Genomic DNA, 16,705 nt, shown 5'->3' on the forward strand with positions numbered 1-16,705 from the left:
GCAAGTTGCTGGACGCAACTCTACATTAAGCCATTATCTTCAAACGAAATTATGAGTTTCTGTATTGGAGTGCACACCACACTGATCATCCAAAGGTATTCAAATGAGCAGGCACTGGCTTTTCACATATCTTGTCGTCATGGGGTTTGCGCTCACGTCTGGAGCGCGTCCTGCTCACGCTCAGATATCTATTGAACCCTCTCTTGGAACCTCTGGAACTGTCGAACCAGAACCAGATAATGCAGAAGAAGACCCATCCCTGATGAGCGGTATGCCGGAATACCAAATGAGCAATCCGCACGACATGCCGGTACCATCCGAACCGACGACTGATCCAACCGCTACTGACAATGAGCAAAGCGAGAGTGACAAAGGAAGTTTTTGGTCGCAGTTCTTTCAGTAGTCTTTGAACTCAATCAAACAGCGGCAAGAATGAAAACAGGATAACCCAATGAAACCCTTAGCAATCCTGAGCGCAAGCGCAGTCTTGTTCATTCATTCATCTGGTCTGGTAGCAGTTGCACAGGTTACGGGAGATGGCCCGCCCGTCCCAACCAGCAAAAGCCTCCAAAGCGACATCCACACACTCGCAGAAACCGGAAGTGGCGCTTCCGCTGCAAAAGCCGCCGAGCAATGGTTAGGGAAATCATTGGATTTCGCCTGGACTATTACAAAGGAAGGCGCAGAGGCGATCGAGGAGAAATTCACGACCTTCATTTGCAACAGTGAAGCACTCGCCTGGAACACCACCTCCAAACTTGGCAAGAGCAAAGGATCTGCGACCTACACTGTGCAGCAGATCACATCGGAAATTACTCAAATCTCCTGGAAGGATAATCCGCAGGAATCCAATCTCGGATGGGTTTGGACATTAGATGCTGCCAGCGGAAAAGCATACGGTGTTGTTATCAACTCGCAGCCCTATGAAAACCTCTCCATTGAGGGAGAGTTCGCGATTTTGCCAGTTCTCACTGAAGAAGAGAAAAACGAGTTCACCTGCCCTTAGCAACAAGAACGGTTTCTAGTCCGGCATATCAAAACGCGTCTTGGGGTCAATATGGTGTCCAGTCCAGTGGCCATAGCGCCAGGGCAGATACCATCTGGAATGCTTGGGCAGACTTGCAGGCACAGGATCATACCCGCTCGCTCCATATGGATTACAACGGATGATCCGTGATAACCCAATCCAACCGCCACGCCAAAAGCCGAAACGCACCATCGCCTCAGCTGTATAATGTGAGCAGGAAGGCTGATAACGGCACGCACGCCCGAGTATCAACGACAAACTGTGTTGGTAAATCCAAATAAGCCCGACCCCAACCCGCGCCATCAGGCTGGCAGGCCTCACTTTGGGGAGCGGTTCGGGCTTACACATTTCAGTTGGCCTTAAGCAACGGTAGCTTCAACATCATCAAGCGCTTTCACCAAGGCTTCAAACGCAAGCATGGTGGACGCATGACGCGCTTTATAATCGCGCACCGGTTCAAGGAAGGACAGATCAGCAAAACGACCATTCGGCGGTGGTCCACTTTCCTTCAACATCGCATGGAGCTGCGCATAAGCCTCCCGAATTTCAGAGGGTGAAGCCCCAATAACATGCTGACCTAAAATAGAGGCTGATGCTTGCCCAAGCGCGCACGCTTTCACGTCCTGCGCAAATGAGGTTATTAGACCATCGGCTACACAAACCTCAACGCTCACCGTCGAACCACAAAGCCGCGAGTGTGCTTTTGCCTGAGCTTGCGGGGCATCGAGATGTCCCAGTAAAGGGATATTCCCTGCAAACTCAAGGATCTTAGTATTGTAAATGTCGTCCAACATGCAAAACTCTGGCTACTATTCTGACACTCGCTTTATAACTTAAAGCGACCTTGGATCACTCAGTAGTAAGGGAAGACCCTTTCCTAACCAAGACATCTATCTTATATAGGTGGTGCTGCCGAGACCTTGCTAGAGGTCAAAAGCGGAATATCGCAATCTAGCACACATTACCTAGAAGAAACCATAGGTGCCAATTTATTGGCTGTCTAAACGGGTTGTCGTAGTTTATACCCTGCGCCATACTCGCATCTCCTTAGGTAAGCTATAGATTTGCGTATGACAATGGGAAGAGCCTGACTGAAAACAGGCCGACAAAAATAGTTGTTGCGCAGGAACCTATGGCGGGTTCAGTGTTTTTTTAAGAGAAGTATGTCTTAAATTACACTCATCGACTGCGTATTGTTGGAGACATAATATGGACGCTGTTTTGAGACCGGTTACAGAGACCGATCCCACGGCTACAGAAGACAACAAGCTCCCCAACCGCCCTAGCCGGGCTGAAGCTGAGGCTGCTGCACGCGTACTTCTTCAATGGATCGGTGATGACACCGAACGTGAAGGACTGCTGGATACACCAAAACGCGTGGTAAAAGCCTACGAAGATCTCTTCTCTGGATACAAAGAAGATCCTCGCGAGCACTTGGAACGAACCTTCGAAGAAGTCGGCGGCTACAATGATATTGTACTGCTCAAGGATATCTCTTTCACTTCTTTCTGTGAGCATCATGTGCTGCCGTTCACCGGAAAAGCACATATCGCTTATTATCCAGATCATGCTGTGGTCGGCCTGTCCAAGATTGCACGTGTTGTAGAAATTTACGCACGTCGCCTTCAGACACAGGAACATCTGACCGTTCAGATCGCAACGGCATTGGAAGAATATCTGGCTCCACGTGGCGTCGCCGTCATGATTGAGGCAGAACACCAGTGCATGTCTATGCGTGGCATTCAAAAGCAGGGTGTATCAACACTCACCAACCGGTTCTCTGGTGTTTTTGAAGACAACGCATCTGAACAGGTACGCTTTATGACAATGGTCCGTTCGTAAGCTCGGACCATTCATCACAAAATTCGAGCATTTCATGTCGACGAATATTAAAGCCGACGGCTTCGCGCCGCGTGCTGACAAAAAAGCAATTGAGCTGGGTGATGAACTCTGCCCAAAATTTGACGATAACGGCCTAATCGCAGCTGCAGTTACGGATTTCGAGAGCGGTGAGCTACTCATGGTGGGCTATATGAACACCGAGAGCCTGCGTCGTACAATTGAAACCGGCGAAGCTTGGTACTGGAGCCGCTCCAGACAGGAATACTGGAAAAAGGGCGGCACTTCCGGCCAGGTGCAGGAAGTCATTGAAATCCGGACCGATTGCGATCAGGACGCCATATGGCTGCGCGTCAAAGTGCATGGCAACGGCGCAACCTGTCACGTCGGTTACCGCTCCTGCTTCTTTCGAAAAGTGGACAGCAACGACACAGGCGACGTTTGGCTGGAGAAGACGGAAGTCGCTCCGGTATATGACCCCCAAGAAGTTTACGGGAAAAAACAGTAGGTTTCGCTGTGCCCCGATTCAGTCTTTTTATAGGTTTAAATAGCATAGTTACCCCAAGGTAATTTTGATTATTCAACCGTTGAAAGACAGTCGGGGAGATAGCAGTGCTGCAAAATCTACCTCTGTGGCCAAACAGCAAACAGCCTGTAGAAGAAGAGTCTGAGACACCACCCACCACACCTGAGCCAGAGATCACACCAGGTATCGGATTGGCTCTAGGCGGTGGTGCGGCTCGTGGTTGGGCGCATATTGGCGTACTTAAAGCCCTTTCAGAAGCAGGCATTCAGCCGGACTTTATAGCTGGCACGTCCATTGGCGCTGTTGTCGGCGGCTGTTATCTCTGTGGTAAGCTGGACCAACTCGAAGAATGGGTTGTCTCGCTTTCTCGCCGCCGGGTCTTCAGCATGGTCGACCTTTCCTTCGGCGGTTCCGGCCTCATCTCAGGCAAAAAAGTCCTTTCATTGTTCGAAGACCACTTCGGTGGGATCATGATCGAGGACCTCGACCGACCGTTTGCAGCAGTTGCAACGGAGCTTGGAACCGGACACGAAATCTGGTTGAAGAAGGGTCCACTCACGCAGGCAATGCGTTGTTCCACCTCCCTCCCCGGCGTGTTCGAGCCGGTCGCATATGGTGGCCGCTGGCTGGTGGACGGTGCGTTGGTCAATCCAATCCCAGTCTCAGTATGCCGCGCGATGGGCGCACGAGCTGTGATCGCAGTCAACCTCAACTCCGACACATTCGGCCGAGGCTCTACAGTTGTCCATGAATTGCCCCCAATCCCGAAAGACATGATCCCGGAGATCGATAGCAAGCTGCAAAAAGATCCGGGCGGCGCAATCAAGCGCGTCTTGCGACGCCAGATATTCGGTGGGAAGCCAAAAGGGTTGCCGGGCATCTCCGGCGTAATGATGGACAGCTACAATATCATTCAGGACAGGATTGGACGCTCACGGCTTGCAGGAGACCCCCCAGACAACATTCTGACACTGCGCCTCTCACATCTGGGTCTTTTCGACTTTCATCGTGGTGAAGAAGCAATTCGCGTTGGATATGAAACCACATGCCGTGCGCTTCCAGAACTCCATCAACTGGCAGAGATGCAGCCTTGATGAAGTGCATTGACTAACAATGTATTGATAAGAAATAGACTGGATAGAACTGCTGTGCCTTAGAAGCACAGCAGTTTAGGCACATATCATACGGCCTGAATGTAACTCCGCAGATCCTCTGCTTCACGCTCAACTTGAGCAATGCGGAACTTCACGATATCACCGATCGAGACTAACCCGATGAGCTTTCCGTCTTCCACAACTGGCATATGACGGAACCGCCCATCAGTCATACGCGCCATAACACCGTTCACGGAATCGGTTTCGTTACAGACGGCAACTTCTTTAGTCATGTAGTCACTGACGGGTTGTGCAAGTGCATCAGTTCCTTCCATAGAAATTGCCTTAACCACATCACGCTCCGACACGATCCCAACAATCACACCCGGCTGATCACACAACACAATAGCACCTATGCGGCGGCCTCCAAGGCTTGCGCATATCTCGCTTAAACTACGTGTGCTCGGTTCCGTAAAAACGTCCCGCCCTTTGCCGTTCAATATGGCAGCAACTGTCATGGCGACCTCCTCGTTTGTTTATGTCATCCTTCTTTCTCAGAGAAAAAAGAGGAAGAGAACAAATCTAACCCTACGGCATCATGACACAAAAAAACAATGCTTGCCTAGCCACCAACTTAGGTGCTGTTAACATATGTAGTTAGCTAACTATTAAACGTTCCACTTCAACGCGGTTTAATCGGATCCAATAATGGGAATAGGATCAAGCCAGCGATAAATCCACCTACGTGAGCTTGCCAGGCAATACTAACGCCCTCACCCGCAATTGGCGCGGACCACATGCCAAACAGGAAGTTCAAGCCAAACCATACCAGAATAAAGGTAAGGACACGGCGATCGCTCAACGCCTCCATCAAAGGTCGGGCAGGAATAGAATAGGCTGCATTATCATAGCGCCGAAACGAGCTCATCGGACCACCAGCTTCAAAGATAAAGCGTAAGGAAGCTGCCATCTGTCCTGAGACTGCCGCCGATGCACCAATCACCGGGATACTCTGCCCCCAGTTTGTAGCAAGGTGAGCCCCCGCGCCGGCAACAGCGCAAACAGCCGAGAGCAGCAGAAAACGGGTCGCACCAAAACGTCGTGCAACAGCACTCCCGAACACTGCCATCCAAAGCACATTGAAACCTACATGCTGCACGCTACCATGCAAAAATCCGTAGGTCAGAAAACTCCAGATCGCCGAAACGGTTTCTCCTGGCCAGGAATATTCAGCCATAAAACCACTAAGATATCGGACAGGCCAGAACGCAAACAAAAGCAGCGTCTGCAAATCCGCGTTGGGCGTCAACACATAGGCACGAACCAGATGTATCCCGATAAAGATCAGAGACAGTCCAACAACCACGGTTGGCAGATTGAACATCGGCTCCCGTGCTGGTCTCTGAAGGTTGGGGCCGTGAGGTGCCATATGGTCTTCATTGGATTGGTTCATTTTATTACAGATCCAAAATTATTGTCCCATTTTGAACTAAGACAACTTGGCACGCTTCGCAAGGCTTGCCGCAAAATGTAAGGATCAAATGAAAACAATAAACCGCCAGCACTCCCCCAAGCGCTGACGGTTTATCGGAGCTTCTCCCCGTTAGGCGTTTTATTTCCCGACTTTTTATCAGCACACGAAATGCTGTAAACCTAGGTTTACCGCCAACAACAGCTCAATTCTTAGGGCCTCAAGGGTTCAGGTGAGGCAACTGCAACCAAGATTATACAAGCCACCCAACAGCACAACTTAAACCCTTTGTTAAGGTTAATATTTTATTAAATTTTTATGATATTTCTAACTTGGCACGCTCCATGCTTATTCCCCACCATAGACCAGCGGATAGTTAAAGTTGTCCATAAAAAGGACACTGACCCCAATGGGAAAACCCAATAAGCGGACTGGGGAAGGCGGGAATATGAAACACGGTGCATCACGGATACTCTTCGAATACTGGGACGAAATTCGGGCTGAACGACCAGCTCCCGAACGTGGCGATATTCAACCTTCCGCAATCAAAAGTGTTTTGGGCGATACGTTTATTCTGGAACTGGCACAGCAGAACAATTTCAGGTTCCGTCTCGCAGGGACACGATTGTGTTCCCTGTTCTGTCGTGAACTGAAAGGCCGCAGTTTCCTTGATGGTTGGGATGAGAAAGACCAGCAAGCCGTCACAGCCATGCTCTCTGCCATAACACAGGATGGCGCTGCAGCCGTGATCAGCTTCACCGGCACAACTGAAATGGGCCAGTCAGTAGATCTGGAACTCCTGCTCCTGCCGATCCGCGTTCAGGGGGAAGGTTGCACACGTATTCTTGGCTGTATGGCCCCGCTCAAGCGTCCATTCTGGCTCGGTGTTCAGGCGATTTCCAAGCAAAAAGTCAACAGCCTGAGGTTGATCTGGCCAGATGAAGACGCACCTCTCTTCAGTGATGAAAATGACTGCGTCCCACATTTTGGAACTCCAACGCATCGCGCTGTTAGTTCAATGGAACCAAGAGTTAGCCGTGGAAGTCACTTGCAACGGTCAGCAGTACCAAAGGCCGTCGAAATTCCAAACAGCCGACAGGTAGGACACCTTAGAGTTGTTGATGGGGGCAAAATATAAACCTGTACTCCGCACCACAGTTACCATTCTGTTAACCTTGTTTTCCTAGGGTGTGACCCAAGTTTCTACTAGTCAATAATCGCGTAGTCGGGATTCCTAGGAAAATGGCAGGGCGCACAGCGACCAACAGAATTGCTGCACTAGCAGCAAAAGCACCTGACAGACGCCGTTTTTCTCGCGTTGAAATCAACGTGCTGGGCCGTTTCATGCTGGAAAACCGACGTGAGTACCCTTGCCAGGTCGTCAACATGTCACCTGGTGGCGCCGCCTTTATCTCTCCGGTAATGGGCGAAGTTGGCGAGCGCGTTGTCGCTTATCTTGATCACATTGGTCGTGTTGAAGGAAAGATCGTCCGCGAGATCGATGGCGGCTTTGCAATGACGCTCAATGCCAGCGCACGCAAGCGCGACAAGCTGGCTTCCGTCCTGACTTGGCTGGCCAACAAAGACGAGCTTAATCTGCCAGAAGATCGCAGATTTGACCGCTTCACTCCAAAGAATCCGATTACGAAGATCATTTTGCCAGACGGCAGAGAATACGCCTGCCGCATTGTGGATGTCTCCCTCTCTGGCGCAGCACTCAAGACGGATGTACGTCCGGCACTTGGAACACCAATCACGCTTGGTAAGATGCGTGCACGGATCGTTCGCCACTTTGAAGAAGGCGTCGCAGTCGAATTCGCCACCGTCCAGAATAAGGAACTGCTGGAGCACCATATCTCCAACGCTGAAAAGCGCTAAGCCAGCCAGACCGATTCCTGTCTTATCAACGGTTAAGCCTCAGCTTTTCGATAAATTTATAAAAAAATATTTGCAGTGAGAATTACATGCAACTGACACAGCTTCACATGCCAACTCTCTAATTAACTGTAACTAAACCATAAAACTCTCGTTAGGTCTCATCAGAAACTCCAGTTTCCTGCGGAGTCTTAGTATAATTACAATTTGAATTAATATTGACTCTTATTTTCAGAAATATTGATTTAACTGATATTCAATCTTAATTTAAATACTGCTCAATTTTGATTAAATACCGACTTTAAAGATTATAACCAAATAAAAATGCGCGAAGGAAAGTAGAGCCTGCCATGATTGGAGGGCGCTACTTGTGTTTGAGTATAAGCTGTTCGCGAAAAGTGTTTTGGGGGTCGCATTGGGTGGGCTAATCAGCCTGTCTTACGCTCATGCTGAGCAAGTTCCAGGACGCTTTATGCCAATTATCGGACAAGCCACTGCTCCCGTTGGCCATATTGAATTCTGTCAAAACTACCCACAACAGTGCCGCTATGGTACCAATACGCCGTTGGTTGTCCGCTTGACCAAAGAGCGCTGGCAAGAATTGCTGGATGTAAACGCCTCAATCAACACACAAGTTCGCCCGCTAACAGACGAGCAACTGTTCGGAGTGCCTGAATACTGGACATACCCGCAAGGTGCTGGTGATTGTGAAGAGTACGTTCTGGAAAAACAGCGGCAACTCATTGCCTTAGGCTGGCCGCCAAGCTCCCTGCTCATAACGGTCGTGAAAGACCTGAGTAACGGCGGGCACGCTGTCTTAAGCGTGCGCACTGATCAGGGAGATCTCATTCTCGACAATCAGATCTCTTCAATCTTGCCTTGGTATTCAACCCCATACCGCTACGTGAAACGCCAGTCCGCTCGCCATGCTTCTGCTTGGTCCGCTATTTCGGATAAACGCGTCACCACCGTTGCAAGTATTCCAGAATAAAGCTGCTAAGGTCTTGGCAAACAACAAAGCCGCGGAAAATGCCGCGGCTTGTTTTGTTTTTCAAAAATCGTGATGGCTTCAGAGCTCAACCAGCTGCTCTTTAAAGCGCTGTGCATTCATCACATAGCCATCTGCTGAGCGGATAAGCATGGCCTGAGCTTCATCATCCAACTCACGAACCACCTTCCCCGGCATTCCCACAACCAGAGAACCATCTGGAATAACCTTGCCTTCAGGAACCAGTGCATTTGCGCCGATGATACAGCCCTTACCAATCTTAGCGCCGTTCAAGATTGTCGCGCCCATGCCAATAAGCGAGCCCTCCCCCACAGTGCACCCATGCAAAATCGCCTTGTGACCAACCGTACAGTTTGCGCCAACAACCAGCGGATACCCCAAATCTGTATGAAGAACTGATCCGTCCTGAATGTTGGACCGCGCACCAATATGGATAAGCTCATTGTCACCGCGCAAAACAGCGCCAAACCAAATATTCGCTTCTTCATCCAACTGCACATGCCCAATCAGACTTGCACATGGCGCGACCCAGTAGTTTCCATTTTCAGGAACATTAGGGCTTCTGTCTCCAAGCTTATAAAAAGGCACAAGGTTCTCCTAGATTGCACAAATCAAATCCTGCGCAATCTAGCATATGGCTTGCTCAAAGTGCCAAGAGAAAACTCAAAACAAACGTACCGGAAAGAATGCTCCACATAGCGGTGAGCCCTCCCGCGGCGGCCAGCATCTTTGGGCTAAATGACTCCCGGTAATAACCCTGGATCGCATTGCGCATAAATATAAAAGGACCAGCAACAAGCCATAACCCGACGACAATAAGCCAGGACAACGGCCCTTTCATCTCAGCAAAAAATCGCGGTGGCTCCCCAGTCACCAAGTGATAGAAGCTACCCAGAATTCCCGCGGTCACAAAACCAGAAGCCGCTATAAACGCGGCCAACAACAAATCGCCCAGCATGCACTTCCCCCATTCTCAGCTGGCTCAATCCAGCTCAAACGCGTTACTGTGCAGTTGAAAGCAATTCCTATGCCGCGTGCTATCCTCGAGTTAACCTCCTGTTAATATTTACATATGAAATCCGCATAGGAAATTCAGGCAGGCGAACAAACTCCATCCCGTTTCAATTCAGGACGCCCACAGCCTTCAAGAGTCTCATTTTGATGCAAAAAGGGCCCCAAAACGGAGCCCTTCAAATCAATCAGATTTTGCGTGAAGCCTTAGAGGCCTTCCACGTCAATATCAAGGATAGCCATCTGGAAGTTCCAGCTCAGTTCGCCATCTTCCTCGTCGCGGAAGATAACGCCAAGAAACTCATCCTTGATATATACTTCTGCGGAATCATCTTTACGAGGACGCGCACGCACTTCAAGTTCTGGCGACTTGAAAGTATTGCGCATGTAGGTTTGCACCTTACGAATTTCATCAGGCTTCACAGCCGTCTCCTTACCAATTTCACTTCAAACTTGGGGCACAAACTATACAAGTTTATCGTCCTGCCAACCCTAGGAAACTAGCTTATCCTTGTTTGTTTTGCGAGGAAAGTCCTTGACCTTGACCGATCATTTGATCCATGGCACGAGCCGGCTGGTCGCAACCAGCTTCACCCACAACCTTGGCAGGAACACCCGCCACAGTCGTGCACGGATCAACGTCTTTAAGAACCACAGATCCTGCTGCAACACGTGAGCAATGGCCAATTTCCAGATTGCCTAGAACTTTGGCACCTGCACCAATCAGCACGCCCTGACGGATCTTCGGATGACGGTCGCCAGAGACCTTGCCCGTACCACCAAGTGTCACACCTTGCAGAATAGAGACATCATCTTCAATCACAGCAGTTCCGCCAACCACAATGCCGGTACCATGGTCAAAGAAAACACCCCGCCCGATTGGAACCTGAGGATGAATATCCATCTGGAACACTTCAGAGCAACGGCTTTGCAGGTAAAGCGCGAAATCCTCTCGCCCCTGCTTCCACAACCAGTTGGCTAACCGGTGTGTCTGCAGCGCATGGAACCCTTTGAAATAAAGCAAAGGTTCCAGGAATCGGTCACAGGCAGGATCACGATCAAAAACAGCACCCAAATCAACACGGAAGGCCTGAACAATATCAGGAGCCTGATCCAGAACATCCAGATAAGTCTGGCGGATAAGAGAAGAAGAGACAACCACATGGCCTAACCGGTCAGCCACACGATGCACAATCGCTTCCTCTAGAGAAGAGTGGTTCAGCACCGTCTCGTAAACAAAAGACGCAAGTGCTGGCTCAGAGCTGGCCATCGCCTGGGCTTCGGCTTTCACGCGATCCCAAACAGGATCATGCGATGCGAACTCCTTGGGGCTACTTGAAGAAAATTGCACCATGAAAGAGCGTTCCTTTATGGATAGGACCTATTCAACCTTACATAGGTGCAGACTGTCTCGATCCAAGCCCCACCCACTCACTATGAATTATCCGCCTATAGTACATCACGCAGTATTGCCATTAGAGAAAGCGCGTACCAAACCTGCATTGGCAATTAGAAAGTGAACCTACATTTCTTTCAAAAATCAGAAACCGGTTCTAATTTTAAGCTGCCGCTTGGTACTCTTTTAAAAATGGCATAATCGCAGCAGTGAAAATATCATTCACATCGCCTGCCACCATATGACCAGCTTCTTTCACATCTGTGAATTGTGCATGGGGAACCAATGCGAGAAATTCATCTACATGGCTCTGTTTCACAAGCTCTGATGCCGCTCCACGAACAAGCATACTCGGCACTTTGAGATTAGCCGCTGCCTCCAACAGCTCACTCTGTACCTTGTCTTTCATATCAGCACGATCAGCGTGATGCGTGATAAAGCGAGGGTCCCAGTGCCAGCGATAGCGCCCATCATCCCGTAAACGCAGGTTTTTCGAAAGGCCGTCCAATGTCTTGGGCCGCTTTCGATGCGGAAGATAAGAGGCAATCATGTCCGCCGCTTCTTCCACACTGCCAAACCCGTCCTCAACCTTTTCAGCCATAAACGACAGGATCTTGCTCACCCCGCCTTCATCTAGGCGCGGGGTCACGTCAACCAGAATAACGCCAGCCAGAACGCCAGGACGCAAAGCCCCCTCAGCCAGAATAGACGCAAGACCACCTAATGAGGCACCGATCGCAATTGGCTTGAAACCGGTTTCCTCATAGATTTGCGCGGCAGCTGCAGCAACATCTGCACCGAAGTCAGAAAAGAAGTACTTCTCCCCTTCAACCCACGCACTGTCACCGTGCCCACGCATATCAAGACAGAACGCCTGCATACCTGCATTGGCGATCATCTCAGCAGTCTTGCCCCACGAATGTCTCGTCTGCCCGCCACCATGCATCATCATCACCGGCTGGCCTTTTGAGCCGAACCGGTCTGCAACAATGCGGTTGCCGTCGGCTCCGATAAATTCGTGGGTGCCTCTATTCATGAAAATTGCTCCAAAAACTCTAATGTGCCTTTTTTGAAAATCTTGTCGCCAACAGCGGTCATATGGTCCCGGTTGGTAATCTCCAAATAACTGGCATTCGGCATAAGATCAGCAAGCGCCTTTGGATCACCGGCCACGTCATCGTTTGTACCAACAGCAACAAGTGTCGGTGCCGTAATCTTAGATACCATATCCTCAGAAATAGGCTTCCGGGCTGACTGCATACACGCAGCAAGCGCCCGCCGGTCTGATTTGGTCTGCTCTGCAAAGGCTCTGAAGGCACGACCCGTCCGGTCTTTCACATCAGAGATCTTGTCAGCCAACAATCCTTCAATGATTGGCTCAGGATTACCAACACCAGAAATCAAACCATACCCCATCCCGCCAAGCGACAGCGAGCGCACCCGATCCGGCGCTTGCAGCGCACAAAACGCAGAAATGCGGGTGCCCATGGAATAGCCAAGCAAATCCGCTCTATCGATATAGAGATGATCCAGCAGTTTCAGCGCATCTTCGGCCATAACCGGAGCGCCATAATCCTCTGCATTGTAGTACTTGTAGCTTTCACCATGACCACGATTATCAATCGCAATCACACGGCGGCCATCCTTCACCAACAAATCAACCCAGCCAGGATACACCCAGTTGACGAACTTGTTGGATGCGAATCCGTGGATCAGCAGGATCGGGTCGCCCTCTCCTTCATCAAGATAAGCGATAGGGTGATCATTATTATTGAATATCGGCATATTACCTAACGTTTACGTAAAGGAAAACTATGGGATCATGGGAGGGTAAATGTAAGGGTGGAGAAAGAAAAGGCCAAAGACCTATCAATTTGGACTAGTCCATCAACTATTCACAGAGGCTGAGACAACACCTGTTCTGCCGTGAAACCTCGATCCTAGGTGAAAAAACGCAGTACAGTTGTGGACCGCATCGATCTTGAGGCAATCAATCAGCGAGAAAAACTGTCTTTTTAACCAGAACCAATTTAATGTCGGCGGCAAATTTTTGTTCCATGGAGCTTGGCGAAAAAATGGCCGGTAAAGTCGTACCCCACTTTCACAACACCAATGGCGTTGACGCCATTAAAATCGGCGCCAAAGAATTTATGTGTATTGGCGCACGCCCCCCACAGGACCACCCACACGTCTTCCTCGACATGGGTGCTGATGACAACATAATCTGCCCATACTGCTCAACGCTTTACCACTACGATGCTACACTCGCTTCCGCAGAATCTAATCCAGCTGACTGCGCCTGGGCACCTGATGCGGCCTAACAACCTCATCATCTGATCGATAAAACGAATAAACCGTAATCACATTGCTTTGCCTGATCCCGATAACCTCAGGCAAAGCACGGCAAGCAAGCTGCGTAATGATACCAAAAAATATTGCTATCGCAGGAGCCGGGATCGCCGGACTTACAGCTGCGTTATACCTTGCCCGTAAGGGCCATAGTGTTTTCCTGTTCGACGCTGCCCCAGAGCTTTCCGAAGTCGGCGCAGGAATTCAGCTATCTCCCAATGCAATGAGATGTTTGCAGGCTCTTGGCTTAGGCCCTGCACTCATGTCCAGAGCCGTCTCTCCGGCCAGCGTCAATATACGCTCCGGCCAGGATGGGTCTCAACTTGCCACCGTTCCGCTTGGCCGCATTGCCGAAGACCGCTATGGCGCGTCATACTACGTGATCCACCGGGCAGATCTGCAACAGCTGTTACTGGAAGCTGTCCAGAACACACCGGAAGTCACTCTGCGGCTGGATACAAAAGTAGAATCCGCCGAAATCAACGGTAATACTGTCACGCTCAAGGGAGCGGCTTTCTCAGAAGCTCTTGCAGGTATACCGGATCAGTTTGACCTGCTCATCGGCGCCGACGGTGTCCGTTCAAGTATTCGCCAGACCACATTGGGTGGCGCACCAGCCAACCACACCGGTTTCGTAGCCTACAGAGCAACAGCAGAACCGCCGTTCAATCTGGAACCTCTCCTGAGCACCTCAGGCCTGTGGCTCGCTCGTGACGCCCATCTGGTTCAGTATCCAGTAAAGAATGGCAAGCTGCTCAACATCGTCGCCATCACGAAGGAAGACTGGGAAGAAGACAGCTGGTCCCATCCGGTTGGCAGTGATCATGTCCGCAAGCACTTTCGCAACTGGGCTCCAGAGGCCTTGCGTCTGGTCTACCTGCCGGAAACATGGACTCGTTGGTCATTGTGCGAGGTCGACACCCGCCCTGCATGGACCCAGGGTCCTGTTACTCTTATTGGTGACGCCGCCCACGCGATCCTACCGTTTTCAGCTCAGGGCGCTGCAATGGCAATCGAAGATGCTGCAGTCCTGTCCAAAATGGTCGACAAACACGGCGCAACACCGCAGGCCCTGCAAGCCTATGAGACTGCCCGCCGTCCACGCATTGAGAAAATGAGCAAGCTCGTTAAGTGGAATGACTGGGTCTACCATATGGGCTTCCCTCTTCGTATTGCACGAGATCTCGTCATGCGGTCCAACACCCCAAGTCAGCTTCTTGATCGGTTTAACTGGATCTATGAATGGACGCCGGAAGACCATACCGACTAAAAACTGATACATGTGCCCGAAAAGTGGGTCCGGTTTTCGGGTAAGAATGCGCATAAGAATAAGCAGCTATAGCTTGGCGCGTGAATGCAGATGAACGCGACACGCTCTGGCTGTCAAAGCCACCCATATTTCAGGAATACAGAAAGCCATGACCAATAAGATCATCACAGCGGGATATGTCGTTATTGGCGATGAAATCCTGTCTGGCCGCACCAAAGACAAAAACATCGGCTTTCTGGCAAGCTATCTCACGGATATCGGCATCGACCTGTCTGAAGTGCGTGTCGTGCCTGACGTAGAAGAAAAGATCGTCGAAGCCGTCAACGCTCTGCGCGCAGAATACACCTACGTGTTCACATCCGGCGGGATCGGCCCGACACATGATGACATCACAGCAGATGCCATCGCAAAGGCTTTTGGTGTCTCAATTGATCTGGACCCACGCGCTTACAAACTTCTGGAAGATCACTACGGCGCTGAGAACTTTACCCCTGCCCGCAAGCGCATGGCCCGTCTGCCTGATGGCGCCGACCTGATTGAAAACAAGGTGTCCATCGCACCCGGCTTCAGAATGGAAAACGTGCACGTCATGGCAGGCGTACCAGCCATCATGCAATCCATGGTCGATGCCATCGCACCAACGCTGAAAACCAGTCAAAAGATGCTTTCTGTGACTATTGAAGCCACTCTTCCTGAGAGTCGCATTGCCACAGACCTAGGGGAAATCCAGAAAAACTTCCCCGAAACCTCAATTGGCTCCTATCCGCAGTCAAAAGATGGAGTATTTTCCACACAGGTTGTTGTGCGATCTAGGTCAAATGATGTACTGGAACAGGCCAGTGAAGCCGTCCGAGCAGCCGTAGAAGCTGCAAAGACAAAATTTCTTTGAAAGAAGACACATGGATAATCAGCAGCAATCCAAAGCATTCCCGGTCTCTTGGGACCAATTCCACCGCGATTGCCGTGCCCTCTCTTGGCGCCTCGCCGACAAAGGCGAATTTACAGCGATTGTAGCCATCACACGTGGTGGTCTTGTTCCAGCTGGCATTATTGCGCGCGAATTGGGTGTTCGCACCATCGAAACAGTTTGCATTGCATCATACCACGACTACGACGATCAGGGCGAGTTGAAGGTCATCAAGCCAATCGACCCGAAAGTGGTCGGCTCTGAAGGTGGTGAAGGCATTCTCATCATCGACGATCTGGTCGACACCGGTAAGACTGCAAAAGTTGTTCGCGAAATGCTGCCAAAAGCACACTTTGCAACCGTCTACGCCAAGCCAATGGGCCGCGATCTGGCTGATACCATTGTGACTGAAGTCTCTCAGGATACCTGGGTGTACTTCCCATGGGATCTGGGCATGCAGTTCCAGCCGCCAATCTCTAAAGATACCGCAGGCTAATCAGCCCGCCGGAATTCTGCATAAGAGTTTCAAAAGCCTCGGCCTTATCGCCGGGGCTTTTTCCGTTCATAAGCCGGTAATGATCCAACCTTCACGAATGCATTTTGGCAGCACTAGACGAAGCGATGAATAACATCGGACTAGCGGCTATCTTAGACAATCTTATCCCCCTTGCTCAAATGTGCCCTCATACTAACTCTATGCCCACGTGACGGGCAGCTGGCGGACCGTCCGTCAGCGTGTCATGGGCTGGGTGGGGCTTTTGAGAGAGGTAACGCATCTTTCAAAGGTCCGGTGGAACCGATTTTCAGACGTGACTGCATGGTCTGAGAGGAAGGGCCCAAGCTTGAAGGGCATCACGCAGTGGCATTTACTGGTCAGAGCAATAAATGTCAGGGACAGAGGACCTGTTTAGGCCGGGAAACTTGCCAAAGC

22 protein-coding genes are annotated in these 16,705 nt (G+C 50.5%); 12 read left to right on the forward strand and 10 right to left on the reverse strand.

Annotated elements, in window-relative coordinates:
- Positions 1-103: 103 nt before the first annotated feature.
- Together PsW74_RS22355 and PsW74_RS22360 are read left to right on the forward strand one after the other, a co-directional pair.
- Positions 104-403 carry a hypothetical protein gene (locus PsW74_RS22355; RefSeq protein WP_063289528.1) on the forward strand — a complete coding sequence of 100 codons (300 nt, stop codon included), beginning with the start codon at positions 104-106 and terminating at the stop codon, positions 401-403.
- Between the two features lie 48 nt (positions 404-451).
- Positions 452-1,006, forward strand: a complete 555-nt coding sequence (locus PsW74_RS22360) for a hypothetical protein (RefSeq protein ID WP_063289529.1) — start codon at positions 452-454, stop codon at positions 1,004-1,006.
- A 15-nt stretch (positions 1,007-1,021) separates the two neighbouring features.
- Here PsW74_RS22360 and yidD read toward each other — a convergent pair whose 3' ends face one another.
- Positions 1,022-1,375: a membrane protein insertion efficiency factor YidD gene (yidD, locus tag PsW74_RS28495; RefSeq protein ID WP_082830674.1), complete on the reverse strand. Its 354-nt coding sequence runs from the start codon at positions 1,373-1,375 to the stop codon at positions 1,022-1,024.
- Positions 1,376-1,386: 11 nt separating this feature from the next.
- Positions 1,387-1,821 carry an iron-sulfur cluster assembly scaffold protein gene (locus PsW74_RS22365; protein WP_057462519.1) on the reverse strand — a complete coding sequence of 145 codons (435 nt, stop codon included), beginning with the start codon at positions 1,819-1,821 and terminating at the stop codon, positions 1,387-1,389.
- Between the two features lie 415 nt (positions 1,822-2,236).
- Between PsW74_RS22365 and folE the strand changes: the two genes are divergently transcribed.
- From folE to PsW74_RS22380, 3 genes are all read left to right on the forward strand, one after another.
- The gene (gene folE, locus PsW74_RS22370) at positions 2,237-2,869 is read left to right on the forward strand and encodes a GTP cyclohydrolase I FolE (protein WP_057462520.1); all 633 of its coding nucleotides are present in this window, start codon (positions 2,237-2,239) and stop codon (positions 2,867-2,869) included.
- 34 nt (positions 2,870-2,903) lie between these two features.
- Positions 2,904-3,374, forward strand: coding sequence for a phosphoribosyl-AMP cyclohydrolase (hisI, locus tag PsW74_RS22375; RefSeq protein WP_063289530.1), 471 nt, complete (start codon positions 2,904-2,906; stop codon positions 3,372-3,374).
- A gap of 98 nt (positions 3,375-3,472) precedes the next feature.
- Positions 3,473-4,486 (forward strand): patatin-like phospholipase family protein, encoded by a 1,014-nt coding sequence (locus PsW74_RS22380; RefSeq protein ID WP_063289531.1) that lies wholly within the window; start codon positions 3,473-3,475, stop codon positions 4,484-4,486.
- Positions 4,487-4,572: 86 nt separating this feature from the next.
- Here the strand turns inward: PsW74_RS22380 and PsW74_RS22385 are convergent, their stop codons facing one another.
- Both PsW74_RS22385 and PsW74_RS22390 read right to left on the reverse strand, forming a co-directional pair.
- Complete coding sequence (locus PsW74_RS22385; protein WP_057462523.1) at positions 4,573-5,004, reverse strand: CBS domain-containing protein; 432 nt, start codon at positions 5,002-5,004, stop codon at positions 4,573-4,575.
- Positions 5,005-5,168: 164 nt separating this feature from the next.
- Positions 5,169-5,939 carry a rhomboid family intramembrane serine protease gene (locus PsW74_RS22390; RefSeq protein ID WP_063289532.1) on the reverse strand — a complete coding sequence of 257 codons (771 nt, stop codon included), beginning with the start codon at positions 5,937-5,939 and terminating at the stop codon, positions 5,169-5,171.
- 466 nt (positions 5,940-6,405) lie between these two features.
- Between PsW74_RS22390 and PsW74_RS22395 the strand changes: the two genes are divergently transcribed.
- The 3 genes from PsW74_RS22395 (at position 6,406) to PsW74_RS22405 (ending at position 8,823) form a co-directional block, all read left to right on the forward strand.
- Positions 6,406-7,095: a PAS domain-containing protein gene (locus tag PsW74_RS22395; RefSeq protein WP_057462525.1), complete on the forward strand. Its 690-nt coding sequence runs from the start codon at positions 6,406-6,408 to the stop codon at positions 7,093-7,095.
- Between the two features lie 104 nt (positions 7,096-7,199).
- Positions 7,200-7,835 carry a PilZ domain-containing protein gene (locus tag PsW74_RS22400; protein WP_057462526.1) on the forward strand — a complete coding sequence of 212 codons (636 nt, stop codon included), beginning with the start codon at positions 7,200-7,202 and terminating at the stop codon, positions 7,833-7,835.
- Between the two features lie 367 nt (positions 7,836-8,202).
- Positions 8,203-8,823, forward strand: a complete 621-nt coding sequence (locus PsW74_RS22405) for a transglutaminase-like cysteine peptidase (RefSeq protein ID WP_057462527.1) — start codon at positions 8,203-8,205, stop codon at positions 8,821-8,823.
- A gap of 78 nt (positions 8,824-8,901) precedes the next feature.
- On the opposite strand, the gene PsW74_RS22410 is transcribed toward PsW74_RS22405, so the two are convergent.
- The 6 genes from PsW74_RS22410 to PsW74_RS22435 form a co-directional block, all read right to left on the reverse strand.
- A complete protein-coding gene (locus PsW74_RS22410; protein WP_063289533.1) occupies positions 8,902-9,429 on the reverse strand; it encodes a gamma carbonic anhydrase family protein in 528 nt (175 codons plus the stop codon).
- Between the two features lie 55 nt (positions 9,430-9,484).
- A complete protein-coding gene (locus PsW74_RS22415; protein ID WP_063289534.1) occupies positions 9,485-9,799 on the reverse strand; it encodes a hypothetical protein in 315 nt (104 codons plus the stop codon).
- A 260-nt stretch (positions 9,800-10,059) separates the two neighbouring features.
- Positions 10,060-10,275 carry a DUF3126 family protein gene (locus tag PsW74_RS22420; RefSeq protein ID WP_063289535.1) on the reverse strand — a complete coding sequence of 72 codons (216 nt, stop codon included), beginning with the start codon at positions 10,273-10,275 and terminating at the stop codon, positions 10,060-10,062.
- Positions 10,276-10,357: 82 nt separating this feature from the next.
- Positions 10,358-11,206, reverse strand: coding sequence for a serine O-acetyltransferase (cysE, locus tag PsW74_RS22425; RefSeq protein ID WP_063289536.1), 849 nt, complete (start codon positions 11,204-11,206; stop codon positions 10,358-10,360).
- Positions 11,207-11,411: 205 nt separating this feature from the next.
- Positions 11,412-12,284, reverse strand: a complete 873-nt coding sequence (locus tag PsW74_RS22430; protein ID WP_063289537.1) for an alpha/beta hydrolase — start codon at positions 12,282-12,284, stop codon at positions 11,412-11,414.
- On the reverse strand, positions 12,281-13,033 hold the full coding sequence (locus PsW74_RS22435) for an alpha/beta hydrolase (protein ID WP_063289538.1): 753 nt from the start codon (positions 13,031-13,033) through the stop codon (positions 12,281-12,283). Before PsW74_RS22435 ends, PsW74_RS22430 begins: the two co-directional genes overlap by 4 nt.
- A gap of 290 nt (positions 13,034-13,323) precedes the next feature.
- Between PsW74_RS22435 and PsW74_RS22440 the strand changes: the two genes are divergently transcribed.
- From PsW74_RS22440 to gpt, 4 genes are all read left to right on the forward strand, one after another.
- A complete protein-coding gene (locus tag PsW74_RS22440) occupies positions 13,324-13,569 on the forward strand; it encodes a zinc-finger domain-containing protein (protein ID WP_063289690.1) in 246 nt (81 codons plus the stop codon).
- Between the two features lie 98 nt (positions 13,570-13,667).
- Complete coding sequence (locus PsW74_RS22445) at positions 13,668-14,867, forward strand: FAD-dependent oxidoreductase (protein WP_063289539.1); 1,200 nt, start codon at positions 13,668-13,670, stop codon at positions 14,865-14,867.
- A gap of 148 nt (positions 14,868-15,015) precedes the next feature.
- Positions 15,016-15,756, forward strand: coding sequence for a competence/damage-inducible protein A (locus PsW74_RS22450; protein ID WP_063289540.1), 741 nt, complete (start codon positions 15,016-15,018; stop codon positions 15,754-15,756).
- Between the two features lie 10 nt (positions 15,757-15,766).
- Positions 15,767-16,270 carry a xanthine phosphoribosyltransferase gene (gene gpt / locus PsW74_RS22455; protein ID WP_057462537.1) on the forward strand — a complete coding sequence of 168 codons (504 nt, stop codon included), beginning with the start codon at positions 15,767-15,769 and terminating at the stop codon, positions 16,268-16,270.
- Positions 16,271-16,705: the final 435 nt, after the last annotated feature.

Origin of the sequence: Pseudovibrio sp. W74 (assembly GCF_001623085.1) — a bacterium.
Classification (GTDB): Bacteria; Pseudomonadota; Alphaproteobacteria; order Rhizobiales; family Stappiaceae; genus Pseudovibrio.

Excerpts from the sequence above, each read along its gene's own strand:
- PsW74_RS22355 (WP_063289528.1), top strand. The coding sequence starts at position 104 with ATGAGCAGGCACTGGCTTTTCACATATCTTGTCGTCATGGGGTTTGCG.
- PsW74_RS22360 (WP_063289529.1), top strand. The coding sequence starts at position 452 with ATGAAACCCTTAGCAATCCTGAGCGCAAGCGCAGTCTTGTTCATTCAT.
- yidD (WP_082830674.1), bottom strand. The coding sequence starts at position 1,375 with ATGTGTAAGCCCGAACCGCTCCCCAAAGTGAGGCCTGCCAGCCTGATG.
- PsW74_RS22365 (WP_057462519.1), bottom strand. The coding sequence starts at position 1,821 with ATGTTGGACGACATTTACAATACTAAGATCCTTGAGTTTGCAGGGAAT.
- folE (WP_057462520.1), top strand. The coding sequence starts at position 2,237 with ATGGACGCTGTTTTGAGACCGGTTACAGAGACCGATCCCACGGCTACA.
- hisI (WP_063289530.1), top strand. The coding sequence starts at position 2,904 with ATGTCGACGAATATTAAAGCCGACGGCTTCGCGCCGCGTGCTGACAAA.
- PsW74_RS22385 (WP_057462523.1), bottom strand. The coding sequence starts at position 5,004 with ATGACAGTTGCTGCCATATTGAACGGCAAAGGGCGGGACGTTTTTACG.
- PsW74_RS22390 (WP_063289532.1), bottom strand. The coding sequence starts at position 5,939 with ATGAACCAATCCAATGAAGACCATATGGCACCTCACGGCCCCAACCTT.
- PsW74_RS22395 (WP_057462525.1), top strand. The coding sequence starts at position 6,406 with ATGAAACACGGTGCATCACGGATACTCTTCGAATACTGGGACGAAATT.
- PsW74_RS22400 (WP_057462526.1), top strand. The coding sequence starts at position 7,200 with ATGGCAGGGCGCACAGCGACCAACAGAATTGCTGCACTAGCAGCAAAA.
- PsW74_RS22415 (WP_063289534.1), bottom strand. The coding sequence starts at position 9,799 with ATGCTGGGCGATTTGTTGTTGGCCGCGTTTATAGCGGCTTCTGGTTTT.
- cysE (WP_063289536.1), bottom strand. The coding sequence starts at position 11,206 with ATGGTGCAATTTTCTTCAAGTAGCCCCAAGGAGTTCGCATCGCATGAT.
- PsW74_RS22430 (WP_063289537.1), bottom strand. The coding sequence starts at position 12,284 with ATGAATAGAGGCACCCACGAATTTATCGGAGCCGACGGCAACCGCATT.
- PsW74_RS22435 (WP_063289538.1), bottom strand. The coding sequence starts at position 13,033 with ATGCCGATATTCAATAATAATGATCACCCTATCGCTTATCTTGATGAA.
- PsW74_RS22440 (WP_063289690.1), top strand. The coding sequence starts at position 13,324 with ATGGCCGGTAAAGTCGTACCCCACTTTCACAACACCAATGGCGTTGAC.
- PsW74_RS22445 (WP_063289539.1), top strand. The coding sequence starts at position 13,668 with ATGATACCAAAAAATATTGCTATCGCAGGAGCCGGGATCGCCGGACTT.
- PsW74_RS22450 (WP_063289540.1), top strand. The coding sequence starts at position 15,016 with ATGACCAATAAGATCATCACAGCGGGATATGTCGTTATTGGCGATGAA.
- gpt (WP_057462537.1), top strand. The coding sequence starts at position 15,767 with ATGGATAATCAGCAGCAATCCAAAGCATTCCCGGTCTCTTGGGACCAA.